Origin of the sequence: Thermoleptolyngbya sichuanensis A183 (assembly GCF_013177315.1) — a bacterium.
In the GTDB taxonomy this organism is placed as follows: Bacteria; Cyanobacteriota; Cyanobacteriia; order Elainellales; family Elainellaceae; genus Thermoleptolyngbya; species Thermoleptolyngbya sichuanensis.
In genome coordinates this window covers 684,541-703,878 of the sequence record NZ_CP053661.1, presented here as the reverse complement: position 1 = coordinate 703,878, position 19,338 = coordinate 684,541, and the positions used below count along the sequence as shown (strand labels likewise).

Sequence of the window (19,338 nt, the reverse complement as noted above, 5' to 3'; positions counted from 1 at the left end):
CTTAATATGCATCTCTATTTTACCGATTTGCGGGCGGGTCGGGTTTGATGAACGCTTCGTCAGGAATTCATGATTGTGCGCGGAGTGTCGGGCTAAGATTGGGGAAACCCTGGGGAATCCATTAAGTGATTCACCGGAGTCTAAACTCTGAATAGATTTTGAATAGATTAGGGCTTACGCACTTGCGATAAATTTCCCAGGTTCTGGAGGACTTCTCGCGGGCTGCGCCCGCGAGAAGTCCTCCAACTGCATCAGTCCTATGGATTTTGAATAAACGGTATCAATGGCTTCTGGAAGGCGAGTCTCTATGAACCCCAGGGCGTTTGGGGTTTGGAGAAATGACCGGATCAGGGTTTTTAAAACTTGAATCTGTCTGTATAGCTGCGGATACAAGCGCCTTAATGTAGAAATTAGCGACTGGAAACAGCCAAAGACACCACAAGTTCGCTGGGGCACTGAACTGCGATCGCCCTAGTCTACAAACCTGTGAATCTCCAATTGTTCGTAAAACGGTGTTTGCTGCCCTGGCACTGAGCTTGCAGCGGGCTGTGGACTCTGAGCTTGCTCCTGTGCTTCTCTAAACCCTGGATCTCCGGATGATTAGTGTGTTCTCTAAGCGCAAAAGTGTGCTGCCAACCCCCATTTCCTCTGCCGTGATTCAAGATCGCATCCTGGCCGCGATTGATGTAGGGACGAACTCGATCCACATGGTGGTCGTCAAGATTGACCCCACGCTGCCTGCGTTCACCATTATTAACCGAGAAAAGACGACGGTGCGTCTGGGCGATCGCGATCGCGCTACGGGCAATCTGACTCAGGCGGCCATGGAACGGGCGATCGCCACGCTGCGCCGCTGTCAGGACATTGCCCAGATGCACCACGCCGAGGCGATCGTAGCTGTGGCCACCAGCGCCGTGCGCGAAGCCCCCAACGGACGAGACTTTTTGCAACTGGTAGAAAACGAACTGGGGCTGGAGATTGACCTGATTTCGGGGCAGGAAGAGGCCCGGCGAATCTATCTGGGCGTACTGTCGGGGGTGGCGTTTAACGAACAGCCCCACGCGATTATCGACATCGGCGGCGGCTCGACGGAGCTAATCTTGGGCGATGGCCACGAGCCGCGCTGCCTCACTAGCACCAAGGTCGGCGCAGTGCGGCTGACGACGGAGATGGTCAGCACCGACCCCATCAGCAGCAGCGAGTTTAACTACCTGCGGGCTTACGTGCGCGGGATGCTGGAGCGCTCGGTGGACGAACTGCTGAGCAAAGTTCGCGCTGGGGAAACCCCCCGTCTGGTGGGAACCTCCGGCACCATTGAGACGCTGGCCACCCTGCACGCCCGCGAACACACGGGCACCGTGCCCGATCCGCTGCATGGCTACCAGATTCCCCTAGCGGATTTGCGCGAAATGGTGAATCGGCTGCGCCGCATGACGATGGCCGAGCGAGCCGCCCTGCCAGGAATGTCGGATCGGCGAGCAGAGATTATCGTGGCGGGGGCGCTGATTTTGCAGGAGGCGATGGAGCTACTGCGGCTGGATTCGGTGACGATTTGCGAGCGATCGCTCCGAGAAGGACTCGTGGTGGACTGGATGCTGACCCACGGGCTAATCGAAGACCGTCTGCGCTTCCAAAGCTCCATCCGCCAGCGCAGCGTCCTCCGCGCCGCCCAAAAATATCAGGTGAACCTGCCCTACGCTGAACGGGTGGCAACCTTTGCACTCAGCCTGTTTGACCAGACCCAGGGCATCTTACACAACTGGGGGCACGAGGAGCGAGAACTGCTGTGGGCAGCCGCCATGTTGCACAACTGTGGACACTTTATCAGCCACTCTGCCCACCATAAACATTCCTACTACCTGATTCGCAATGGCGACCTGCTGGGCTACACGGAGATTGAAATTGAGGCGATCGCCAATTTGTCCCGCTATCACCGCAAGAGCTGTCCCAAGAAAAAGCACGACAACTACCGCAGCCTGACCACCAAGAAACACCGCAAAGTCGTCGAACAGCTCAACACGCTGCTGCGGATAGCGGTCGCCCTCGATCGTCGCCAAATCGGGGCGATCGACAGCATCACCTGCGAGGTAGTGCCTGCTCAGCAAGAGTTTCGCCTGCTGATCCATCCAACCCACCCCAACGACGATTGCGCTCTGGAACTGTGGAGCCTGGATGGCAAAAAGGGCTGTTTTGAAGAAGAGTTTGGGCTGAAAGTCGTGCCCAAGCTAGTGCCGTTGCCCCCTGACGCTGGCTCCTACTTGACCTAGAGCGTGCTTTAAAACCCTTCGATCCCCCCTAGCCCCCCTAATAAAAAGCAGGGAACCGAGCCGAACCACTCCGGAAGTCCCCCTTATTAAGAGGGACTTAAGGGGGATCGATCCAGAAGTGTTGAATCTTGATGGTAAAACTTTACAAAAAGCACTCTCAAGAGGCGGATTATTGAGAATGGAAGCAATAAGTAGGTCATTACAGGCAGAATTATAGATCTTTTGTACTGGATTCAGCTATGAACTTGCCCTGCTAACATTGCGTTCAACACTTCTGGGATCGATCAAAGCAATCAACGGCCTAGAAAGTTTTAAGACACTTCCTAGAGATGTGATGAAAGAGCGGGTTTGGTACGGGAATAAGAACCCAGCGAGTCCAAAAAACCGACCCCCACTCCTGAATCGCTTGCCGTACCATAATGATTGTCAGCCATCAATCGTCTGAGGATCAGAAACGCCCCGTCCAACCAACCAGCTAAATCAACAGAAGCTCACTCCCTTAGCGGAAGTGTTGGCGAGGCGACGACTCAGACGATAACCCTAACTAGCGTTGATTCCACATTCTCAAACTACTGTCTCTAGGAGGCGATGGATATGGCACTCGTTCGATGGGAACCATTCCGTGAGATTGAAACGCTACAACGGCAAATGAATCGGCTGTTTGATGAGTTCCTGCCAGCGACTACAGAAAACCACAAGCTGACCAGCTTCATGCCGCTGGCAGAGATGGAAGAAACCGGTGAAGCGATTCACCTGAGGCTGGAAGTCCCTGGCATGGATGCCAAAGACCTCAATGTTGAGGTTTCGGCAGACTCCGTTAGCATCAGCGGCGAACGCAAGTCGGAAAGCAAAACCGAAGAAAAAGGCATGACCCGAACGGAGTTCCGCTATGGCAAGTTCCAGCGGGTGATTCCGTTGCCGAGCCGCATCCAAAACGACAAGGTTACGGCTGAATACAAGGACGGTATCTTGAACCTGACCTTGCCGAAGGCCGAGGAAGAAAAAAATCGCGTCGTCAAGGTGAGCCTAGGCTGAGGGAGAGTTCCGCGCAGCTTCACGGCTGCTTCCCTCGCCTGGGTTGCGGCGAACCAAGATTCCGTCTAGCTGGTAAACAGCGCATACGAGAGGTCGTTTATTGAAGACCTGCTCAAGCGTGAATCGCTGCCGTGAGTCGCTGTGCTGCTATTGGCTCAGCAAACTCACGTTGAACCTAGAGAGCAACGAGCCATCTACCCTCAGGGCTGACAGGGTAATGGAGTTGCTCTCTTTTTTTTGGACTTACGCAGTCGGACAATAGTCCTGGTTTTTGTTGACGGTGTGATGTGCAGCGCAAAAAGCGGGAACCCTCACTAGCGATTTAGGCGATTTAGGCAATTTACGCAATTTACGCAATTTACAACTCCACGATTACTGGCGTGTGGTCGCTGGGCTTTTCCAGCTTGCGGGGCGCTTTGTCAATGATGCAGCTTTTAGCCTCGGCATAGAGCGGCGGGCTGAGGTAGTGATGGTCGATGCGCCAGCCCAGGTTGCGGCGAAAGGCGGCAGCGCGGTAGTCCCACCAGCTAAACTGTCCATCTTCCTGGTTAAACTTGCGAAACGCATCCGCCAGCCCCAAGTCGAGAATGGCCCGCAGCGCCTGCCGTTCGGCATCGGTGGCCATGACTTCTTTTTCGCGCCCGGTGGGATCGTGGATATCTCGATCTTCCAGCGCCACGTTGAAATCGCCGCAGACTAAGAGTTTGGGATTTTCCTCCAGCAACTTTGCCAAATACTCGCGCAGCACCGCCAGCCAATTGAGCTTGTAGGTGTATTTGTCGCTGCCGACGCTGGAGCCGTTGGGCACGTAGAGGTTGACGATGCGAATGCCGTCGAGCACGCCCGTAATGACTCGCTTTTGGTCGTCAAACGGTGTGGCGATCGCCCCTCCTAGCACAGGCTCGAACCCACAACTGACCGACTCCAGCGGCGTTTTGCTGATCAGCGCCACACCGTTGTAGGACTTTTGCCCAGAGACGTAGCAGGTATACCCCAGATCGGTAAACGCAGCCATCGGAAAGTCAGCATCCACCACCTTCGTTTCCTGAGCGCACAGCACATCCACCGGATTCTCCGTCAGCCAGTTGGCGACCTGTTCTAGACGGGTGCGGATGGAGTTGACATTCCAGGTGGCGATCTTCATGCAGGACTACGGGAGCGCGGGAGAGGACGTGATGAGTAGTTTACTGCATCCCTCCGTCACTCTATGATTCCATCACTCCATTACGCCATCACTCCTTGACCACCAGTTCCAGGCTAGGCGGCATCGACAGATTCACTAGGGGTGTTGCAGGCGGGGCAGCAAGCTGGAGCGTGGTGTCGGTGAGTCCGAAAGTGGCTTGCAGGGAGGCTTGCAGGGTTTGCAGGAGGCGATCGCGCTCTGGGCCATCCTGCGGGTTCACCGTCAGATGAGCAGTGAGGGCGACTTGGCCTGGGGCGATCGCCCACAGGCGCAGCGTTTCCACCGCCTGCACGCCTTCGGTTTGCAGCAGATGCGCTTGGACAGCGGCAGGGTCAAGGTAGGCGGGCGCTTGTTCCAGCAAAATGTTCAAGCTTTGGCGGATGAGCGGCACGGCTCCGGCCAGGATGAGCGCAGCAACGACCAGGCTAATAGCTCCGTCGGCCCACGTCCAGCCAAAGAGCCAGACGGCGATCGCCGCCAAAATCACACCCAGCGACCCAATCGCGTCGGACACTATGTGCAAAAATGCGCCCTTCAGGTTCAGGTCGTGGTGGCTATGGTCGTGCAGCAGAGACGCATTTAGCAGGTTCACCCCCAGCCCCACGGCCGCCGTAATCAGCATGGGCAGGCCCAAAATTTCGGCATCGGGGTGTTGCAACCGCTCGACTGCTTCCCAGGCAATCCAGAGGGCGATCGCCACCAGCCCCAGCCCGTTTGCCAGCGCCGCCAGAATTTCCACCCGCCGATAGCCAAAGGGAGCCTGCGCCGACGGCGGCCAGCCCGCAATCCAGGTTGCCAACAGCGCCAGCGCCAGCGCCGCCACATCCGACAGCATATGCCCCGCCTCCGCCAGCAGCGCCAGACTGTGGCTCGACAGGCTGACCGCCAGTTCCACCAGCGAGAACCCGCCAATCAGCCCCAGCGCAATCCACAGCAGTTTTGCTTTTTTCTGGGCATCCACCGTGTAGGAATGGGGCGTTGGCAAACCAGATCGGTGGGGCGCTTGGCAGCCCTCTGGACAGTCGGCGGTATGCATGAAGGCTGGAGGAACACGACAAAAGACCTTGTTTGGGATCATCCCACAAAATTCCCTGAGCAGCCACGACGGAAGCCGGGGGCGGCAGGTTCCGTCTAGACCGCAGAATAATGAAGTGGGGAGCGGATGAGATAAGGTGATTTTGGAAGATTTTCTCCTGCTTCGCAGTTCGCCCTATCACCCCGTCACCTCGTACCCCATGCTAGATTTTTGGGCAAAAACCAGCGGCACCTGGATCAACGTTGCCACGGTTCTACTGGGTACTGCCCTGGGGCTGCTGCTCACCGGGCACTTGCCAGAGCGGATGCAGCGAGTGATCAAGCAAGGGCTAGGGCTGACGACGCTGTTTATCGGCATCAGCATGGCAGGCAGCCTGAACCAGGTCAGGGGCGGCATCGTAGACGGCGTGATTTTGGGACTGCTGGCGCTGGTGGCGGGCGGGCTGCTGGGCGAGTGGTGGCAGATTGAAGAACGGCTGGCGATCGCCGGAGATTGGCTGAAATATCGGGTCAAAGGCAGGGGTCGCTTTACCGATGGCTTTGTCACCGCCAGCCTGCTGTTTTGCATTGGCCCGATGGCCATGATCGGCAGCCTAAACAACGGGCTGGTGGGCGATGCGCGGCTGCTGACGCTGAAGGCAACGATGGACGGACTGGCAGCGATCGCCCTCACAGGCAGCTACGGCATCGGCGTTGGCTTTTCGACCCTGGCAATTTTGCTGTATCAAGGCGGCCTCTCCCTAGCCGCCGGACTCCTGGCCCGCGCCCTCCCCGATCCCGCCAGTTCACCGCCCGTACTGCTGGCAACGGGCGTAGGCGGACTCATGATTCTATCCATCGGGCTGAACCTGCTAGAAATTGGCAACGTGCGCGTCGGCTCCTTCTTGCCAGCCCCCTTCCTCGCGCCGCTAGTGTACTGGCTCGCCGTTTGGCTCACCGCCGCTTTTGCATAAGGCGGGCCCAAGGGTTGAGGCGTAAGGAATCGTTTTGTGGAGGTACGCGATTTTCCAACCACCCGAATCTCGAACCCCGAATCTCGAACCCCGAATCTCGAACTTTTAAAGCTTTTATTTATGCAGAGATGCCGTAAATGTACAACGTTACACACGACATCCCCGATTCGGGCGGCTAACATGGCGCTTAATATCTTGAACAATGTCCTCATCTACGTCCTCATCTACAGAACCGCCTGAGAACCCCTATGGACGCGATCGCAACACCAGAGCCGCACCACGTCGTCATCATTGGCGGCGGATTTAGCGGTCTATACGCCGCCAAAACGTTGGGACGCGCAAAAAACATTAAGGTGACGCTAGTAGACAAGCGCAACTTCCACCTGTTTCAGCCCTTGCTATATCAAGTGGCAACGGGCACGCTGTCGCCAGCCGACATTTCTTCGCCCCTGCGCGGCATTCTCAGCGACTACAAAAACATCACCGTCCTGATGGATGAGGCGGTTGATCTTGATCCACAGGCACAAGTGCTAAAGCTGCGAGAGCAGGAGATTCCCTACGACACGCTGGTTGTGGCGACGGGTGTCAGCCACCACTACTTTGGCAACGACCAGTGGCGCGACACCGCTCCAGGGCTGAAAACCATTGAAGATGCGCTAGAAATGCGCCGCCGGATTTTTGTCGCCTTTGAAGCAGCAGAGAAAGAAACCGACCCCGAAAAGCGCAAGGCATGGCTCACCTTCGTCATTGTGGGCGGCGGCCCGACGGGAGTTGAGCTAGCCGGGGCGATCGCCGAACTCGCCTACCGCACGCTCAAAGAAGACTTCCGCAACATCGACACCTCAGAAGCCACCATCCTGCTGCTTGAAGGGATGGATCGGGTGCTGCCGCCCTACGACCCTGACCTGTCGGCAAAGGCGGCCGAATCACTATCCCGTCTGGGCGTGACCGTCCGCACCAAAACCCTGGTGACGCAGATCGAACCCAGCGACAGCGGCGACGTGGTAACGATGAAAAGCGGCACGCCGGATAATCCCCTGATTGAGACCATGACCGCTCGCACCATCCTCTGGGCAGCGGGGGTAAAAGCCTCTGGCATGGGCAAGGTGCTGGCAGATCGGGCGGGGGCGTCGTGCGATCGCGTCGGGCGCGTCATGGTGGAACCTGATTTCAGCATCGCGGGCTATCCCAACATCTTCGTCATCGGCGACCTGGCCCACTATGCCCACCAGGGCGATCGCCCCATTCCGGGTGTCGCTCCGGCCGCCGTGCAGGCCGGTGAATACGTCGCCAAGACCCTCCAGCGACGCATCCAGGGGCAGTCCGTAGAACCCTTTATCTACAAAGATCCAGGTAGCCTGGCCATCATCGGGCAAAATGCCGCGGTGGTTGACTTGGGCTTCGTCAAGTTTTCTGGCCCGCCGGCCTGGTTTGCCTGGGTGTTTGCCCACATTTACTATCTGATCGAGTTCGACAACAAGCTGATCGTCATGCTCCAGTGGGGCTGGAACTACTTCACCCGCAAGCGCGGCGCACGGCTGATTACGGGTGAGGGCGGTGTGGCGACCGCAGAGGCCGCAGGGACGTATCGGACTAGGGTGAAGGAGCCGGTGGAGGTGTAGGGAAGAGGGAAGAACGAAGAACGAAGAACGAAGAACGAAAAGGGAAAAACGAAGAGGGAGGAAGAGAGAGGGGTGGGCGATCGCGCTGGTTTGTGTTGGCCGGTTCGGGTTGCCGATTCGTTTTACAATGAAGCTTCCATAGGTTTAATCTCTGATCACCAAGCCCTAGACCGAATCCAATGGCGAGCGAAGACCAAATCGACTTATTCAGTCTGGCGGAGGTCGCCGCGCCCGCCGCATCTGCCAGCTTCGACCCGTCCCAAATTCCCACTAGCGCCCGCATCCCCATTCCACCGGGAACCTACGCCTCGATGGAGGAGATGAAGGCGCACTGCGATCAGTGTCAGCGCTGCGAACTGGGGCAAAATCGCACCCATGCGGTCATTGGGCGTGGCGGACTGGCTGCGCCCGTGATGATTGTCGGCGAGGGGCCAGGGCAAACCGAAGACGAAACCGGGCTGCCGTTTGTCGGCAAGTCGGGTCAGTTGCTTACGAAAATTCTGGAATCGGTGCAGTTAACTGACGAGGACGTGTTCATCTGCAACGTGGTAAAGTGTCGCCCACCAGAGAACCGCACCCCCACTTCCGCCGAAGCCGATGCCTGCAAGGGCTACCTGATGGAGCAAATTCGGCTGATCAATCCCAAGATTATCTTGCTGACCGGGGCTACTGCGCTAAAGGGCTTGCTGGGCATCAAGCAGGGCATTACCAAGGTGCGCGGCCAGTGGATCGAGCAAGACGGCCGCTTCTATATGCCCATCTTTCACCCCGCCTATCTGCTGCGGAACCCCTCTCGCGAAAAGGGCAGCCCCAAATGGCTGATGTGGCAGGATATTCAGGCAGTGCGGGCGAAGCTAGATGAGATTCGCGGCACTTGAGATTCGCCTTGAGATTCGCGGCACTTCTGAGTAGTTCTCACCGGGTCATCCTGCCTGACTCAGCAGCGCGTCTAGCTTTCCGGCTCGATCGAGCGCGTAGAGGTCGTCGCAGCCGCCGACGTGCTGGTTGTTAATGAAAATTTGGGGGACGGTGCGGCGGCCGTTGGCGCGTTCAGCCATTCTCACGCGGGCAGCCCCGTCGCCGTCGATTTTGTATTCGGTGAAGTTCACGCCTTTCCAGCGCAGCAGCATCTTGGCCCGGATACAGTAGGGGCAGGTCTGCCAGGTGTAGATTTCGACGTTGGCTTTGACGGCTTCGGGGCGGCGACCCAGGAGGGCGTTGAGTTTGTTGAGCATCGGTTGAATCTTGGAATAAAGACGCTAGTAAAGTGAAATCAGTGGGAAATCTGTGGGAAATCTGTGGGGGGCAATTCGGGCATCTAGGCTGAAGACTAATTCTTTTTCACTGGATTCAGGCGACCGTTGAGCTTTTGCAGTTCGTAGAGCTTGACGCTGATTTGGTATTCGTACTGACTGAGCAGGCGGGCGTAGGTATATCCGGCGTGGCCGTCGAGAAAGCCAAAGCGGAGGATGTAGAACAGGACAAAGCGGAGCAGCGGGCGGCAGGGCAGGCGCACCCACAGGCGTTTAAGGAAGCGTTTGCGCTGGATGGCGTTACTCCACCAGTGGGTAGTGCGATCGCCCATTGTTCCGGCTTCATCCATGCCATTGAGTAGATTGTAGTAGACACGGGCTTCCCAATTGGAGTAGCGGTTGTGGCGCTCTAGCCAGTGGTAGAGATCCCGATAGTCTATGTGGAGCATATCGGTGGTGAGGTAGCCTGCGGTTCCTTCCAGGACGACGTGTTCATGCACTTCGTTGTCGCCTGTGTTGGGGGCAGCGTCGGTGTGCAGATTTTCGTAGCGTCCTTTGGCATGGCGAAACAGGCGCAGGTTCCAGTCGGGATACTTACCGCCGTGGCGAATCCATCTGCCCAGAAAGTAGACGCGACGGTTCAGGTAGTAGCCGTTCAAGGCTAGATTTTGGATGGCTTGGGCGATTTCGTCCCAGAGGGCAGGGGGGATGCGCTCGTCGCAATCGACAATTAGCACCCACTCGTTGCGAAAGGGGAGATGGTCGAGGGCCCAGTTTTTCTTTTTGGGCCAGCGCCCGCTGAAGTGGAACTGTACGACCTTTGCGCCATAGTCTGCGGCAATTTCGGCGGTGCGATCGCCACTTTGCGAATCCACCACGAAAATCTCATCAGCAGGCGCAAGGCTTTCCAAACAGGCAGGCAAATTTAGCTCCTCGTCTTTGGCAGGAACTAGCACCGAGACGGGGATGCGGTTGGGCAAATGGGTCATTTCTAGCGGTCAGGAGATCGTCCAACTGCGTAAGTTCTAACAAAGTTTCATCCTGAACCGTAGCAAAACCCTCAGGCCGAGCTTAATATAAGTTAACAAAGCCAAGCTTGAGTGATGTCCTGACTGCGGAGAGCCGTTCTCGCTCCCCGATTTCTAAATATGCCCAGACGCACTTCGCCGAACGACTTGCAGCATTGGGAAGACGCTTCCGATCTAGAGCATCTGGTGGTAGACAAGCGATCGCACAAGCGGGCCACCCCCGCCAAAGGTCGTCGCCGCAACCGTCGCTATGAAAAGCGGCTGCTAAACCACTATCTGGAAAATTCTGACGATTTGGAGTTGGATTTAGAGACCTTGGAGAATGAGCCGAGTGTGCCGGACGATCTGATGCAGACGGGCGATCGCCCCTCGGTTCTCAAGCAGCGTCCTGTAAGCACCCAGTGAGGAAAGGTTCTCAGCGGCTCACTTTTTGAAAATAGTCCCAGGTTTCATAATTTGCACGACCACTATTGTCTTTGAAATGGGTGCGAGTGACCACAATGAGCTGATCATTTTGCATCCTTGCCCAAATCCACTTATCCGCAAACCCCTGGTCGTAGCTCCCTCTCACCCATTGGGGTCGCTGATAAACAGGTGTCCAGCCCCAATCACACGCAGTCGGATGACAAGCGCCATAGGCTCGAATTCTGCCAACATGGGTCGGCTGGGGCTGACAGTTGCCATCCGGGCAGGAAATGACATCATGGCAAGCAGAACGATACTCAACTCTGACCAAGGAGCGAGTGTTGGGATTCAAGTTCTGCCAAACGCCATCCATCGGGTTTGCAGCGCAGAGGGCGTGGGCGGGTTCGGGCAGGGATACTACTCCAGTGGTCGCTAAGCCCAAAACGCTGATTGCCTGAACCCCTATCAGTAGAAAAGTCGTGAGTGATTTACGCATGATACTGAGCCTGAGTGTGTGATGATATCCACTTCATCAGGCGCAATCAGATGAGTTATGCAGTCAAAGACTACCCAGCCGGGGAATCTTGGGACAGTTTTATGGGAGGGCCAGCTTGTGACCGTTGATTCGTCGTCTGAAACGACTCCTTCTCCAATGCCAGAAATGACAGCAGAAATGACCGAAGATCAGGCGATCGCCACGCTGTTTCAGGCCGCAGCGACTTTCTGGGATGGCGGCGATCGCCCCTCGGCGCAAGCGCTGGTGGCAGCCATGCTAGCGGCAGAAACGACCGCACGACACCAAAAAACGCCCCTCGCGTTTGAACATTTATTGGGACAATGGCGGCTTTGTTTTACCACGGCCACGCGCAAAGCCCGCCGACGCGGGATTCGACTGGGGCCGGGTTTTTATTGGCCCAAGTTTGTGCCCGCGCAGATTAGCTTTGCATCGGCTGACCCAGCGACGAATCAAGGCACGATTGCCAATCAGGTGACGCTGGGCGGGCTGTGGCTTCGGTTTACTGGTCCCTGCCGCTTTCAGCCCAAAAAGAATCTGCTGGCGTTCGACTTTACCGAAATGGGGATTGGCGCGGGCGATCGCCCCCTGTGGCAGCGCAGCCTGCGCGAAGAATCGGCGGAAGCTTTTGCGGCACGGGCGATCGCAAAATTGCCCTTCTTTTCGTTTTTTCAGGCTACACCCCACTTTTTGGCAGCGCGGGGACGCGGCGGTGGTCTGGCAATCTGGGTCAAGCGGCCAGACTGCTAGGAGTCAGATTGCCAAGAGTCAGATTGTCAAGAGTCACCACACTGCAATCACCACATTGCTAGCAGTCAGACTGTTAGGAGACAGACGCTTCTGACACATCCTCTGGCGTGATGCCGGAAGTCAGAGCATCGGCCGCAGCTCGAGGCGTTTCGCTTTTGGGTTCACTAGGAACTGCATCAGGGGTTTCGTCGGGAGTTGCGTCGAGAGTTGCGCCGGGGATTTCGTCGGAAACCGTAGGGTCAGGGCGATCGCCCTCGACATCCTCAGCGACAGGCGCAGCAGCGATGGATTTCGACAAAAGCTGTTCGATTTCCACCGACGGCTGGGGCAGGGTTTCCACCTCGGCAATGCGCTCCGGCATCAGGCGGGCGTTGGGGTTGCTGCCGCCCAATCGTTTCAGCATTTTGGATTTGGGATTGTGCCACAGGTATAGGAGGCGATCGCCCTCCTGCAAGACCTCAGTCGAGGCAACCTGAAGTTGCCCATCGCGCTCCACCAGCAGCGGCATCAGCTTGCCATCCGCAATCAGCGTTGCCAAATGGACTTGCTGCTCCACCAGGATCGGCTCCTGAAGGACGGTTTCTCCTAGGCGCACATCGCGATCGTCTAAATAGCGGTTCCAGGTTTTCAGCGGCATTTTGGGCACAAAGGCGGGCTGAACCTTGGGCGAGGTAGGGGAAGTTGTAGAGGAACTGGCAGCGCTGGTGGCGATCGCCACAGGTTCGCTCTCCTGGCTCAAATCTCCTGGCACAACGGCCAGCACGCGAGGCGGCTGAAACTCTTCCGCAGCCCGCTGCGCCAAAACTTGATTCACCTGGCCATTGCTGGTTAGCGCCAGAAACGTGCCGACCCGCCCCAGCCCCGCCTGTTCCAGCACGTCCGTATCTAGCGCACTGCTGGCGATCGCCCGCAAACCCTCCTGCTCCGCCAGTTTGCACGCCGCCAAGTCAGTGTCGATCAGCACCACCGATTCGCCCCGCTCCTGAAACATGCGCCCAATCAGCAGGCTCAGCGGGTTGCAGCCGACAATCACCGCGCCCGTCGCCTGCTTGGAGGTAATGTCCAGCCACTCCGCCACCCACCGCGCCGTCAGCCCCTGCAAAAACACCGTCGAGAGAATCGTCAGAAACACCAGCGCCTTGATCGCCTCACCGCCGCTGATGCCCCGCTGGGTTAGCAAAATCGCAAACAGAGAGGCCACCGAAGCCGACACAATGCCCCTGGGGGCGACCCAACACATGAAAAGCTTCTGTCGCCAGTTCAGACCGCTGTTCCACGTACACACCGCCACATTCAGCGGCCGCACGATAAACATCAGCGCCAGCACCGTCAGCCCCGCGCCCCAGCCCAGCGCAAACAGGCTTGCCAACGACAAATCCGCCGCCAGCAGCACAAACAAAATCGACACGGCCAAAATCGTCAGTTGCTCTTTGAATCGCCGCAGCAGCCGCTCATCGGGAATCGACGAAGCCCGCAACACCAGCCCCGCCAGCACCACCGTCATCAGCCCCGACTCGCTGCGAATGCTCTGGGCCAGCCCAAACAGACCCCACACGCCTGCCAGCACCACCAGATTTTTCTGCCCTTCTGACAAAAACTTCGCCTGCTTGAGAAACTGCCCCAGCAGCCAGCCGCCTAGCGCCCCAATGCCGCCGCCAATGCCCAGCCGCAGCAGCAGCCCGCTAGCCACCGACAGCGGAGCCGCGTTGCCGTTCAGAATCACATCCAGCACCACCACCGCCAGAATCGCACCCACTGGGTCAATCAGCACGCCCTCGCCTTCCAGCAAGCTGGACACCTGGCGATCGACTTGGACCTGTTTCATCAGCGGGCTGATCACCGTCGGCCCGGTGACGACCACCAGCGCGGCGTAGAGAAAGGCGATCGCCCAGGGAAATTCCCCCAGCCAGTGGGCCGCCATGCCGCCACCCAACAGCGTAATCAGCGTACCCAGGGTGACGAGGTTCCGCAGGCTGCCCGATACCGTGCTGAGCTGCCGCAGTTCCAGGTTCAGCCCGCCCTCAAACAAAATCAGCGCCACCGACAGCGCCACGATGACTTCTAGCCCAAGACCGAGGGACTGCGGATGCAGCCAGTCCAGCCCGTCGCCCCCCAGCAAAATGCCGAAAATCAGCAGAAATACAATGCTGGGCACATTAAAAAACGCCGCTACAACCTGACCGCTAATGCCTGCCAGCACCGCAATCACAAATTGCAGCATCAGTGCCAGCGGCGTTTCGGGCGTGGGCGACAATCCCTCAATCATGGCAACACTCATGGCAACAGGTGGGCACTTGCCGCCCCAAAACACGGTTTACCACAATGCCTTTAGCCAAATGCCTGAATCTGAAGACGGCTGTGAATAGGGTCTGACTCATCATTTTCTAACTGTAATCGGCAACGGGCGGTATAAACCGATCCTAGCTTTCCCCGCGCCCCCCATTCTCTTCACACGAGGAATCTGGCTGGCTCTCTGGGGTCGATCGCGCTGCTCAGAAATCCGCCACACAAATCTCACGCAAATCTTGCGCTCACTCCCAGCCGTACCCAGAAAAGCTATACACTGGGCAATGGCTTGTCGTTTTTTTCACCCGTAACCAGCTTTGGGAATTGAGCTTCGCAGCTACGTTTACATTGACCGCTTACAATCCCAGCACGCCGCCTACATGGGCACCGTCGCCGTTGGTTTTTTGCCGCTGCCGGGTGATGCCTCTCTGTGGATCGAGATTTCGCCGGGAATTGAAATCAACCGCCTGATGGACATTGCGCTCAAATCTGCCGTGGTGCGGCCGGGCGTGTTGTTTACCGAGCGGCTGTATGGCTTGCTGGAGGTGCATTCCAGCAGCCAGGGCGAAACCCAGGCGGCGGGCCGGGCGATCCTGGCGGAACTGGGCGTGCGATCGCAGGACTGCTATAAGCCGCGCATCATCTCCAGTCAGATTATCCGCAACATTGACCCCCACCACGCCCAGCTCATCAACCGCAACCGCCGGGGTCAAATGCTGCTGTCGGGGCAAACGCTATACGTGCTGGAGGTCGAGCCAGCCGCCTATGCCTCGCTGGCCGCCAACGAAGCTGAGAAGGCAGCGCTGATCAACATTCTGCAAATTTCCTCTGTGGGCAGCTTTGGGCGGCTCTACCTGGGGGGCGAAGAACGGGACATTATTGCAGGGTCGCGTGCCGCAATCGAGGCCATCGAAAACTCGTCGGGTCGTCCGTTCCCTGACGCAGGACGCAAGGAGTAGGGCACGGGAGCAGGCTATGGCAAACGCCGAGCATATAGCGCTGCTGCGGATGGGGGGCGATCGCTGGAACCAGTGGCGATCGCACGCTCCCGACATCACGCCAGACCTCAGCCACGCCAATCTCATCGGGTTCGACCTGCAAGGGATTAATTTGCGTCGTGCCAACCTCCAGAGCGCAAACCTGGCCTTTGCTTTGCTCCAAGCCGCCGACCTCAGCCACGCCGACCTGACCCTGGCAACCCTGCACAGCGCCCAGTTTCAGGCGGCTGACCTGTCGAATGCCGTGCTGGTTGGGGCGACCCTGCAACAGGCGGACTTGCGAGATGCCAGCTTTTACCGCGCCAACGCGACCGGGGCAGACCTCAGCCATGCCAACGCCCGCGCCACCAACTTTGCCTATGCCAATTTGGAGCGCAGCAGCCTCGCCTATGCCAATCTGCAACGCGCCACGCTAAACCACGCCAACCTGTGCAAAGCCAACCTGCTAGAAACAGAGTTAATTAACGCCTATCTCTTCGAGGCGCAGCTTCAGGGCGCACAGTTGGTTTCCACGCACCTCAGCCGCGCTTACCTGTTTGGGGCGAATTTTCAACAGGCAACGCTCATCCAGACAGATTTGCGCTGGGCGACGCTTAGCCACGCAAACTTAGAAGAAGCAATTCTGCAAGACACCGACCTCAGCCGCTCCATCCTACAGCCCCGCCTGCCCCAGTGCTAGCATTAAAGCTCCTCCAGGCAAAGCTAAAAACGAAATGGTTAGAGGGTGTTTGAAAAGGTATCGTTTGTAATGTTAAGCACTCAGAGATCCCCCCAGCCCCCCTTAACCAGCCCCCCTTAACAAGGGGGGAAACCGCCTTAAAGTCCCCCTTTTTAAGGGGGATTTAGGGGGATCTTGCACGCTTTGCTACAAACAGTAGGACTTTTCAAACATCCTCTTATTTCAAACATCCTCTTAGAAGTCCTGGAAGCGCTTAACTAGCGATCCAAAATCGCAAATCCAAAATCAAGAACCGATATCAGAACTAATCCTCAAACACTGCCCCTTTTTGGATGAGCTGTCGCCGCGTCTCCTTGGGAATGCCTTGGTTCTGACGAAAGCGAGCCTTTTCGACCTCTACACCGTCTAGGTTTGCGTCGTTGAAGTTGACATAGTACAGGTTTGAACCACAAAGATTTGCGCTGTAAAGGTTTGCGCCCCGCAGGTCAGCACTCATCAGATTTGCTCGCCGCAGGTTAATCCCCAACAGCATCGCCTCTCCCAGTTTGGCGCGGCAGAGAGCGGCTCCTGTCAAATTGGCGTAGCGCAAGTCCGAGGCAAACAGATTTGCATCCGACAAATCTGCACCAATCAAGTTTGCCCGCATGACCGTGGCGCTGGTTAGATTTGCACCCGATAGCGTTGCGCTCGTAAGACTGGCATCATTAAGCTTTGCGCTGATTAGCACCGCGTTATTGAGCATTGCGCTGGTCAGGTTTGCGCCGCAGAGATCAGCGCTACTGAAGTTCGCGCCCCGCAAATCCGCGCCAATGAGGACGACCCCTTTGAGATCCGCCCCCATAAACATTTTTCCGCTCAGCCCCAGCTTGGGATGAGCGGAACCTAAGACATTACTTGTATAGCCTAGCCCAGCAGCCTTTAGAAGTTCAGCGGGATCGTCAGTCTCAGCATTCTGAACCCGGTTGATTGCCTGTAGAAGTCCTTGAAGCGAGTCCTGTATCTCCTGACTCTCTAGACCTCTATCACCCCGTGCAAATTCTTGTAAAAATCTCTTAAGGGCTTGATCTTCGTCACTCACATCTTAACCCATCTGCTGAAGGTATACCCTTGGGTTTGCTTCCCATAGTTTAATCAGGGTTTCAATCACTGCCCGCTTGCTAGGGCTGACCTCTTTTGCTAGAAGCTCTTGGAGGGCTGCTACGGAACTACACGCCTGAGGCTGCATGTCGGACGTGGGGGAGGCGGCATCAGAACCGGAAACAACATACAGGTGCCTGGGCAGGGTGCCCTCGAAACGATCAGCGTGCAGCATAACAGCTTACCGAAGGTGGGGTGGGATTCTAGAGAAGGGAATGACTGGGTAGAGGAACTCGGTCAATCGAACTGCTCAATCGAATATAACTTCAAACTAAACCCGAAGCGTCAGTCAGTGCATCATCCAATGGGCATCACTCAACAGCAGGATTACCTCAAGAAACATCAAAGGGATAACGCCAGCCTGCATCGCGGCCCTGAGTACAACCACAGAAACCTCTAAGGGGCTAACCCTCTTTCCTATGAAAGACAGGCTCCTAACGCCACAGAGACTCAAGAACCAGAGTTAAGCGCCAGAGTTGTAGTTACACTTCATACACTATAGCAGCAAACTCTTCGCACTGCCTAATAATTTGTCATGAATAGATTTTCGATCATCTCACCGAGCGTCTAATGGGCTAATCCCTCATGCAGTGCGGGGTTGACGCTTCATCACCAGCGCAACGAGCAGTGCTGCTGTGCCGCAGGTTAGCCCTAGGAATAGCCAAAGTCTGAGGTTTCGCCCTTTGTAATAGGCAACCGCCGTTGCAGCCAGCCCAATGACGCAATGCAGCGCGAGGAGGAGGTAAAGGGTCTGATCGGCGGGCATGATGGGGGCGATCGCCCTGATATCTGTTTCTAAAGCTTCTAAAGCAGTGTCCATTGGGAAGGGGGTGAGGGGTGTGAAAAGACGGCTCGGTGAGGATTGTAGCACTGCGGGCTGGCTTAGCTGAGTATCGGGGCGCGATCGCTGCGCTGGAGCGTGATTAGTGTGACGGGGTTGAGCGGGGCAAAGCGGGTGAGGGCGGCGACGGGCACTGTGCGGGCAAGGTTGACCTGGAGGGCGTGCTGTTGCCAGGCGGAGCGGTTCGCCTGGAGCCAGGTCTGGGCGATCGCCAGATGGTCGAGGGTGGCGATCGCCAGCACCATCCGTCCTCCCGGCTTCAGCACCTCGGCGCAATCATCCAGAATTTCGCCCAACTGCCCGCCGCTGCCGCCAATGAAGACGCGATCGGGCGCGGGCAGCAGGCTCAGCGCTGCCGGAGCTTTTCCCTGCGTAGGTTTGAGGTTTTTGACCTGAAAGCGCTCAGCATTTTGCTGGATCAGGGAGAATCCGGCAGCGGTTTTCTCTAGGGCATATACGGTGGACGCGGGACAGAGGCGGGCCGCTTCGATGGCAACCGACCCCGTGCCCGCGCCGATATCCCACACTACTTGCCCCGGTTGTAGCGCCAGTTCTGCTAGCGCCAGCACCCGGACATCGCGCTTGGTCATCAGGCCGGGGCGATCGCCAAAACTGAGAAATGCCGCATCGGGAATCCCGAACATAGGCAATGTCGCCAGATCAGGCGCGTCTGCCTCTGCGTCGCGCAGCAGAATCACCACGTTCAGCGGCGCAAACGGGATATCTTGTTGGGTCGCCAACTCTGCGGGCGCAAAGCACTGGACTCGCTCATCTGCGCCACCCAAGTTCTCGCAGACCCAGAGGTGATATTGCCCCGGCAGGTCCAGATTGCACACCAGCCGGGCGATCGCCGGGGGGGTATTGTGCCCATCTGTCAGAGCAGCGATTTTGGCTGCACCCTGCTGCAAGGCTTGGATCAGCGTGTCGGGCGATCGCCCGTGGGCGCTGACCAATCGCGCATCCTGCCAGGGCACCTTGACCCGGCTAAAGGCAAGCTGGATGGCGCTAAGGTGGGGATGAAAGGTAAGCCAGTCGGCAGGAAACTCGGACAACAGCAGCCGCCCCAGTCCAAAAAACAGCGGGTCGCCGGAGGTGAGAACGGCTATGGACAAATCTGTATCTGGATCTGCATCTGTCTCAGCTTGGGAAGCAGCACCGATGTAGGCGTGGATTTGCCGCAGCATGGCGTGGAAATCTGCCAGGGGAACTTTGGGGGCGGCGTGGTCGGGGAAGTAGGCCAGATGGCGATCGCTCCCCACCAGCAGCGTGGCGCGATTCACTGCCTGCCGTGCTGCCGCCGTCAGCCCTGCGGCACCCTCCAGCCCAATACCCACAACATGAATCGGAACCAT

Annotated in this window: 18 protein-coding genes; 9 read left to right on the top strand and 9 right to left on the bottom strand. The window is 57.4% G+C overall.

The window, feature by feature from the left end; genetic code table 11:
* Window positions 1-596 precede the first annotated feature (596 nt).
* Together HPC62_RS03070 and HPC62_RS03065 are read left to right on the top strand one after the other, a co-directional pair.
* The gene (locus HPC62_RS03070) at window positions 597-2,267 is read left to right on the top strand and encodes a Ppx/GppA phosphatase family protein (protein ID WP_172353696.1); all 1,671 of its coding nucleotides are present in this window, start codon (window positions 597-599) and stop codon (window positions 2,265-2,267) included.
* Window positions 2,268-2,861: 594 nt separating this feature from the next.
* The gene (locus HPC62_RS03065) at window positions 2,862-3,302 is read left to right on the top strand and encodes an Hsp20/alpha crystallin family protein (RefSeq protein ID WP_172353695.1); all 441 of its coding nucleotides are present in this window, start codon (window positions 2,862-2,864) and stop codon (window positions 3,300-3,302) included.
* A gap of 358 nt (window positions 3,303-3,660) precedes the next feature.
* Here the strand turns inward: HPC62_RS03065 and xth are convergent, their stop codons facing one another.
* Window positions 3,661-4,446 carry an exodeoxyribonuclease III gene (xth, locus tag HPC62_RS03060; protein ID WP_172353694.1) on the bottom strand — a complete coding sequence of 262 codons (786 nt, stop codon included), beginning with the start codon at window positions 4,444-4,446 and terminating at the stop codon, window positions 3,661-3,663.
* A gap of 88 nt (window positions 4,447-4,534) precedes the next feature.
* Window positions 4,535-5,521, bottom strand: a complete 987-nt coding sequence (locus HPC62_RS03055) for a cation diffusion facilitator family transporter (protein ID WP_172353693.1) — start codon at window positions 5,519-5,521, stop codon at window positions 4,535-4,537.
* 199 nt (window positions 5,522-5,720) lie between these two features.
* On the opposite strand from HPC62_RS03055, the gene HPC62_RS03050 reads away from it, so the two are divergent.
* The 3 genes from HPC62_RS03050 to HPC62_RS03040 all read left to right on the top strand — a co-directional run bounded on the left by HPC62_RS03050 (window position 5,721) and on the right by HPC62_RS03040 (window position 8,973).
* A complete protein-coding gene (locus HPC62_RS03050; protein WP_172353692.1) occupies window positions 5,721-6,473 on the top strand; it encodes a DUF554 domain-containing protein in 753 nt (250 codons plus the stop codon).
* A gap of 248 nt (window positions 6,474-6,721) precedes the next feature.
* Entirely contained in the window at window positions 6,722-8,095 is a 1,374-nt protein-coding gene (locus HPC62_RS03045) for an NAD(P)/FAD-dependent oxidoreductase (RefSeq protein WP_172353691.1), read from the top strand.
* A gap of 179 nt (window positions 8,096-8,274) precedes the next feature.
* Window positions 8,275-8,973, top strand: coding sequence for a uracil-DNA glycosylase (locus HPC62_RS03040; RefSeq protein ID WP_172353690.1), 699 nt, complete (start codon window positions 8,275-8,277; stop codon window positions 8,971-8,973).
* Between the two features lie 45 nt (window positions 8,974-9,018).
* Here HPC62_RS03040 and grxC read toward each other — a convergent pair whose 3' ends face one another.
* A complete protein-coding gene (gene grxC, locus HPC62_RS03035; RefSeq protein ID WP_172353689.1) occupies window positions 9,019-9,330 on the bottom strand; it encodes a glutaredoxin 3 in 312 nt (103 codons plus the stop codon).
* A gap of 95 nt (window positions 9,331-9,425) precedes the next feature.
* A complete protein-coding gene (locus tag HPC62_RS03030; protein WP_172353688.1) occupies window positions 9,426-10,337 on the bottom strand; it encodes a glycosyltransferase family 2 protein in 912 nt (303 codons plus the stop codon).
* A 159-nt stretch (window positions 10,338-10,496) separates the two neighbouring features.
* Between HPC62_RS03030 and HPC62_RS03025 the strand changes: the two genes are divergently transcribed.
* Entirely contained in the window at window positions 10,497-10,781 is a 285-nt protein-coding gene (locus HPC62_RS03025; RefSeq protein WP_172353187.1) for a hypothetical protein, read from the top strand.
* A 10-nt stretch (window positions 10,782-10,791) separates the two neighbouring features.
* Here the strand turns inward: HPC62_RS03025 and HPC62_RS03020 are convergent, their stop codons facing one another.
* Window positions 10,792-11,277 carry a hypothetical protein gene (locus HPC62_RS03020; RefSeq protein ID WP_172353687.1) on the bottom strand — a complete coding sequence of 162 codons (486 nt, stop codon included), beginning with the start codon at window positions 11,275-11,277 and terminating at the stop codon, window positions 10,792-10,794.
* A gap of 117 nt (window positions 11,278-11,394) precedes the next feature.
* On the opposite strand from HPC62_RS03020, the gene HPC62_RS03015 reads away from it, so the two are divergent.
* Entirely contained in the window at window positions 11,395-12,045 is a 651-nt protein-coding gene (locus HPC62_RS03015) for a P1 family peptidase (RefSeq protein ID WP_225910602.1), read from the top strand.
* 73 nt (window positions 12,046-12,118) lie between these two features.
* On the opposite strand, the gene HPC62_RS03010 is transcribed toward HPC62_RS03015, so the two are convergent.
* Window positions 12,119-14,323, bottom strand: a complete 2,205-nt coding sequence (locus HPC62_RS03010) for a cation:proton antiporter (protein ID WP_228721695.1) — start codon at window positions 14,321-14,323, stop codon at window positions 12,119-12,121.
* A 325-nt stretch (window positions 14,324-14,648) separates the two neighbouring features.
* Here HPC62_RS03010 and HPC62_RS03005 point away from each other — a divergent pair, with 325 nt between their 5' ends.
* The gene (locus tag HPC62_RS03005; protein WP_172353686.1) at window positions 14,649-15,290 is read left to right on the top strand and encodes a hypothetical protein; all 642 of its coding nucleotides are present in this window, start codon (window positions 14,649-14,651) and stop codon (window positions 15,288-15,290) included.
* A gap of 16 nt (window positions 15,291-15,306) precedes the next feature.
* Window positions 15,307-16,008, top strand: coding sequence for a pentapeptide repeat-containing protein (locus HPC62_RS03000; protein WP_172353685.1), 702 nt, complete (start codon window positions 15,307-15,309; stop codon window positions 16,006-16,008).
* Window positions 16,009-16,312: 304 nt separating this feature from the next.
* On the opposite strand, the gene HPC62_RS02995 is transcribed toward HPC62_RS03000, so the two are convergent.
* From HPC62_RS02995 to cbiE, 3 genes are all read right to left on the bottom strand, one after another.
* Window positions 16,313-16,849: a pentapeptide repeat-containing protein gene (locus HPC62_RS02995; protein WP_172353684.1), complete on the bottom strand. Its 537-nt coding sequence runs from the start codon at window positions 16,847-16,849 to the stop codon at window positions 16,313-16,315.
* An 879-nt stretch (window positions 16,850-17,728) separates the two neighbouring features.
* Window positions 17,729-17,965, bottom strand: coding sequence for a hypothetical protein (locus HPC62_RS02990; RefSeq protein WP_216655320.1), 237 nt, complete (start codon window positions 17,963-17,965; stop codon window positions 17,729-17,731).
* Window positions 17,966-18,027: 62 nt separating this feature from the next.
* Window positions 18,028-19,338 (bottom strand): precorrin-6y C5,15-methyltransferase (decarboxylating) subunit CbiE, encoded by a 1,311-nt coding sequence (gene cbiE / locus HPC62_RS02985; RefSeq protein ID WP_172353683.1) that lies wholly within the window; start codon window positions 19,336-19,338, stop codon window positions 18,028-18,030.

What these genes read in the sequence shown, in the direction of transcription:
- HPC62_RS03070 (WP_172353696.1), top strand. Translation starts at nt 597, where the DNA reads ATGATTAGTGTGTTCTCTAAGCGCAAAAGTGTGCTGCCAACCCCCATT.
- HPC62_RS03065 (WP_172353695.1), top strand. Translation starts at nt 2,862, where the DNA reads ATGGCACTCGTTCGATGGGAACCATTCCGTGAGATTGAAACGCTACAA.
- xth (WP_172353694.1), bottom strand. Translation starts at nt 4,446, where the DNA reads ATGAAGATCGCCACCTGGAATGTCAACTCCATCCGCACCCGTCTAGAA.
- HPC62_RS03055 (WP_172353693.1), bottom strand. Translation starts at nt 5,521, where the DNA reads ATGCATACCGCCGACTGTCCAGAGGGCTGCCAAGCGCCCCACCGATCT.
- HPC62_RS03050 (WP_172353692.1), top strand. Translation starts at nt 5,721, where the DNA reads ATGCTAGATTTTTGGGCAAAAACCAGCGGCACCTGGATCAACGTTGCC.
- HPC62_RS03045 (WP_172353691.1), top strand. Translation starts at nt 6,722, where the DNA reads ATGGACGCGATCGCAACACCAGAGCCGCACCACGTCGTCATCATTGGC.
- HPC62_RS03040 (WP_172353690.1), top strand. Translation starts at nt 8,275, where the DNA reads ATGGCGAGCGAAGACCAAATCGACTTATTCAGTCTGGCGGAGGTCGCC.
- grxC (WP_172353689.1), bottom strand. Translation starts at nt 9,330, where the DNA reads ATGCTCAACAAACTCAACGCCCTCCTGGGTCGCCGCCCCGAAGCCGTC.
- HPC62_RS03030 (WP_172353688.1), bottom strand. Translation starts at nt 10,337, where the DNA reads ATGACCCATTTGCCCAACCGCATCCCCGTCTCGGTGCTAGTTCCTGCC.
- HPC62_RS03025 (WP_172353187.1), top strand. Translation starts at nt 10,497, where the DNA reads ATGCCCAGACGCACTTCGCCGAACGACTTGCAGCATTGGGAAGACGCT.
- HPC62_RS03020 (WP_172353687.1), bottom strand. Translation starts at nt 11,277, where the DNA reads ATGCGTAAATCACTCACGACTTTTCTACTGATAGGGGTTCAGGCAATC.
- HPC62_RS03010 (WP_228721695.1), bottom strand. Translation starts at nt 14,323, where the DNA reads ATGAGTGTTGCCATGATTGAGGGATTGTCGCCCACGCCCGAAACGCCG.
- HPC62_RS03000 (WP_172353685.1), top strand. Translation starts at nt 15,307, where the DNA reads ATGGCAAACGCCGAGCATATAGCGCTGCTGCGGATGGGGGGCGATCGC.
- HPC62_RS02995 (WP_172353684.1), bottom strand. Translation starts at nt 16,849, where the DNA reads ATGGGGGCGGATCTCAAAGGGGTCGTCCTCATTGGCGCGGATTTGCGG.
- HPC62_RS02990 (WP_216655320.1), bottom strand. Translation starts at nt 17,965, where the DNA reads ATGGACACTGCTTTAGAAGCTTTAGAAACAGATATCAGGGCGATCGCC.
- cbiE (WP_172353683.1), bottom strand. Translation starts at nt 19,338, where the DNA reads ATGGTTCCGATTCATGTTGTGGGTATTGGGCTGGAGGGTGCCGCAGGG.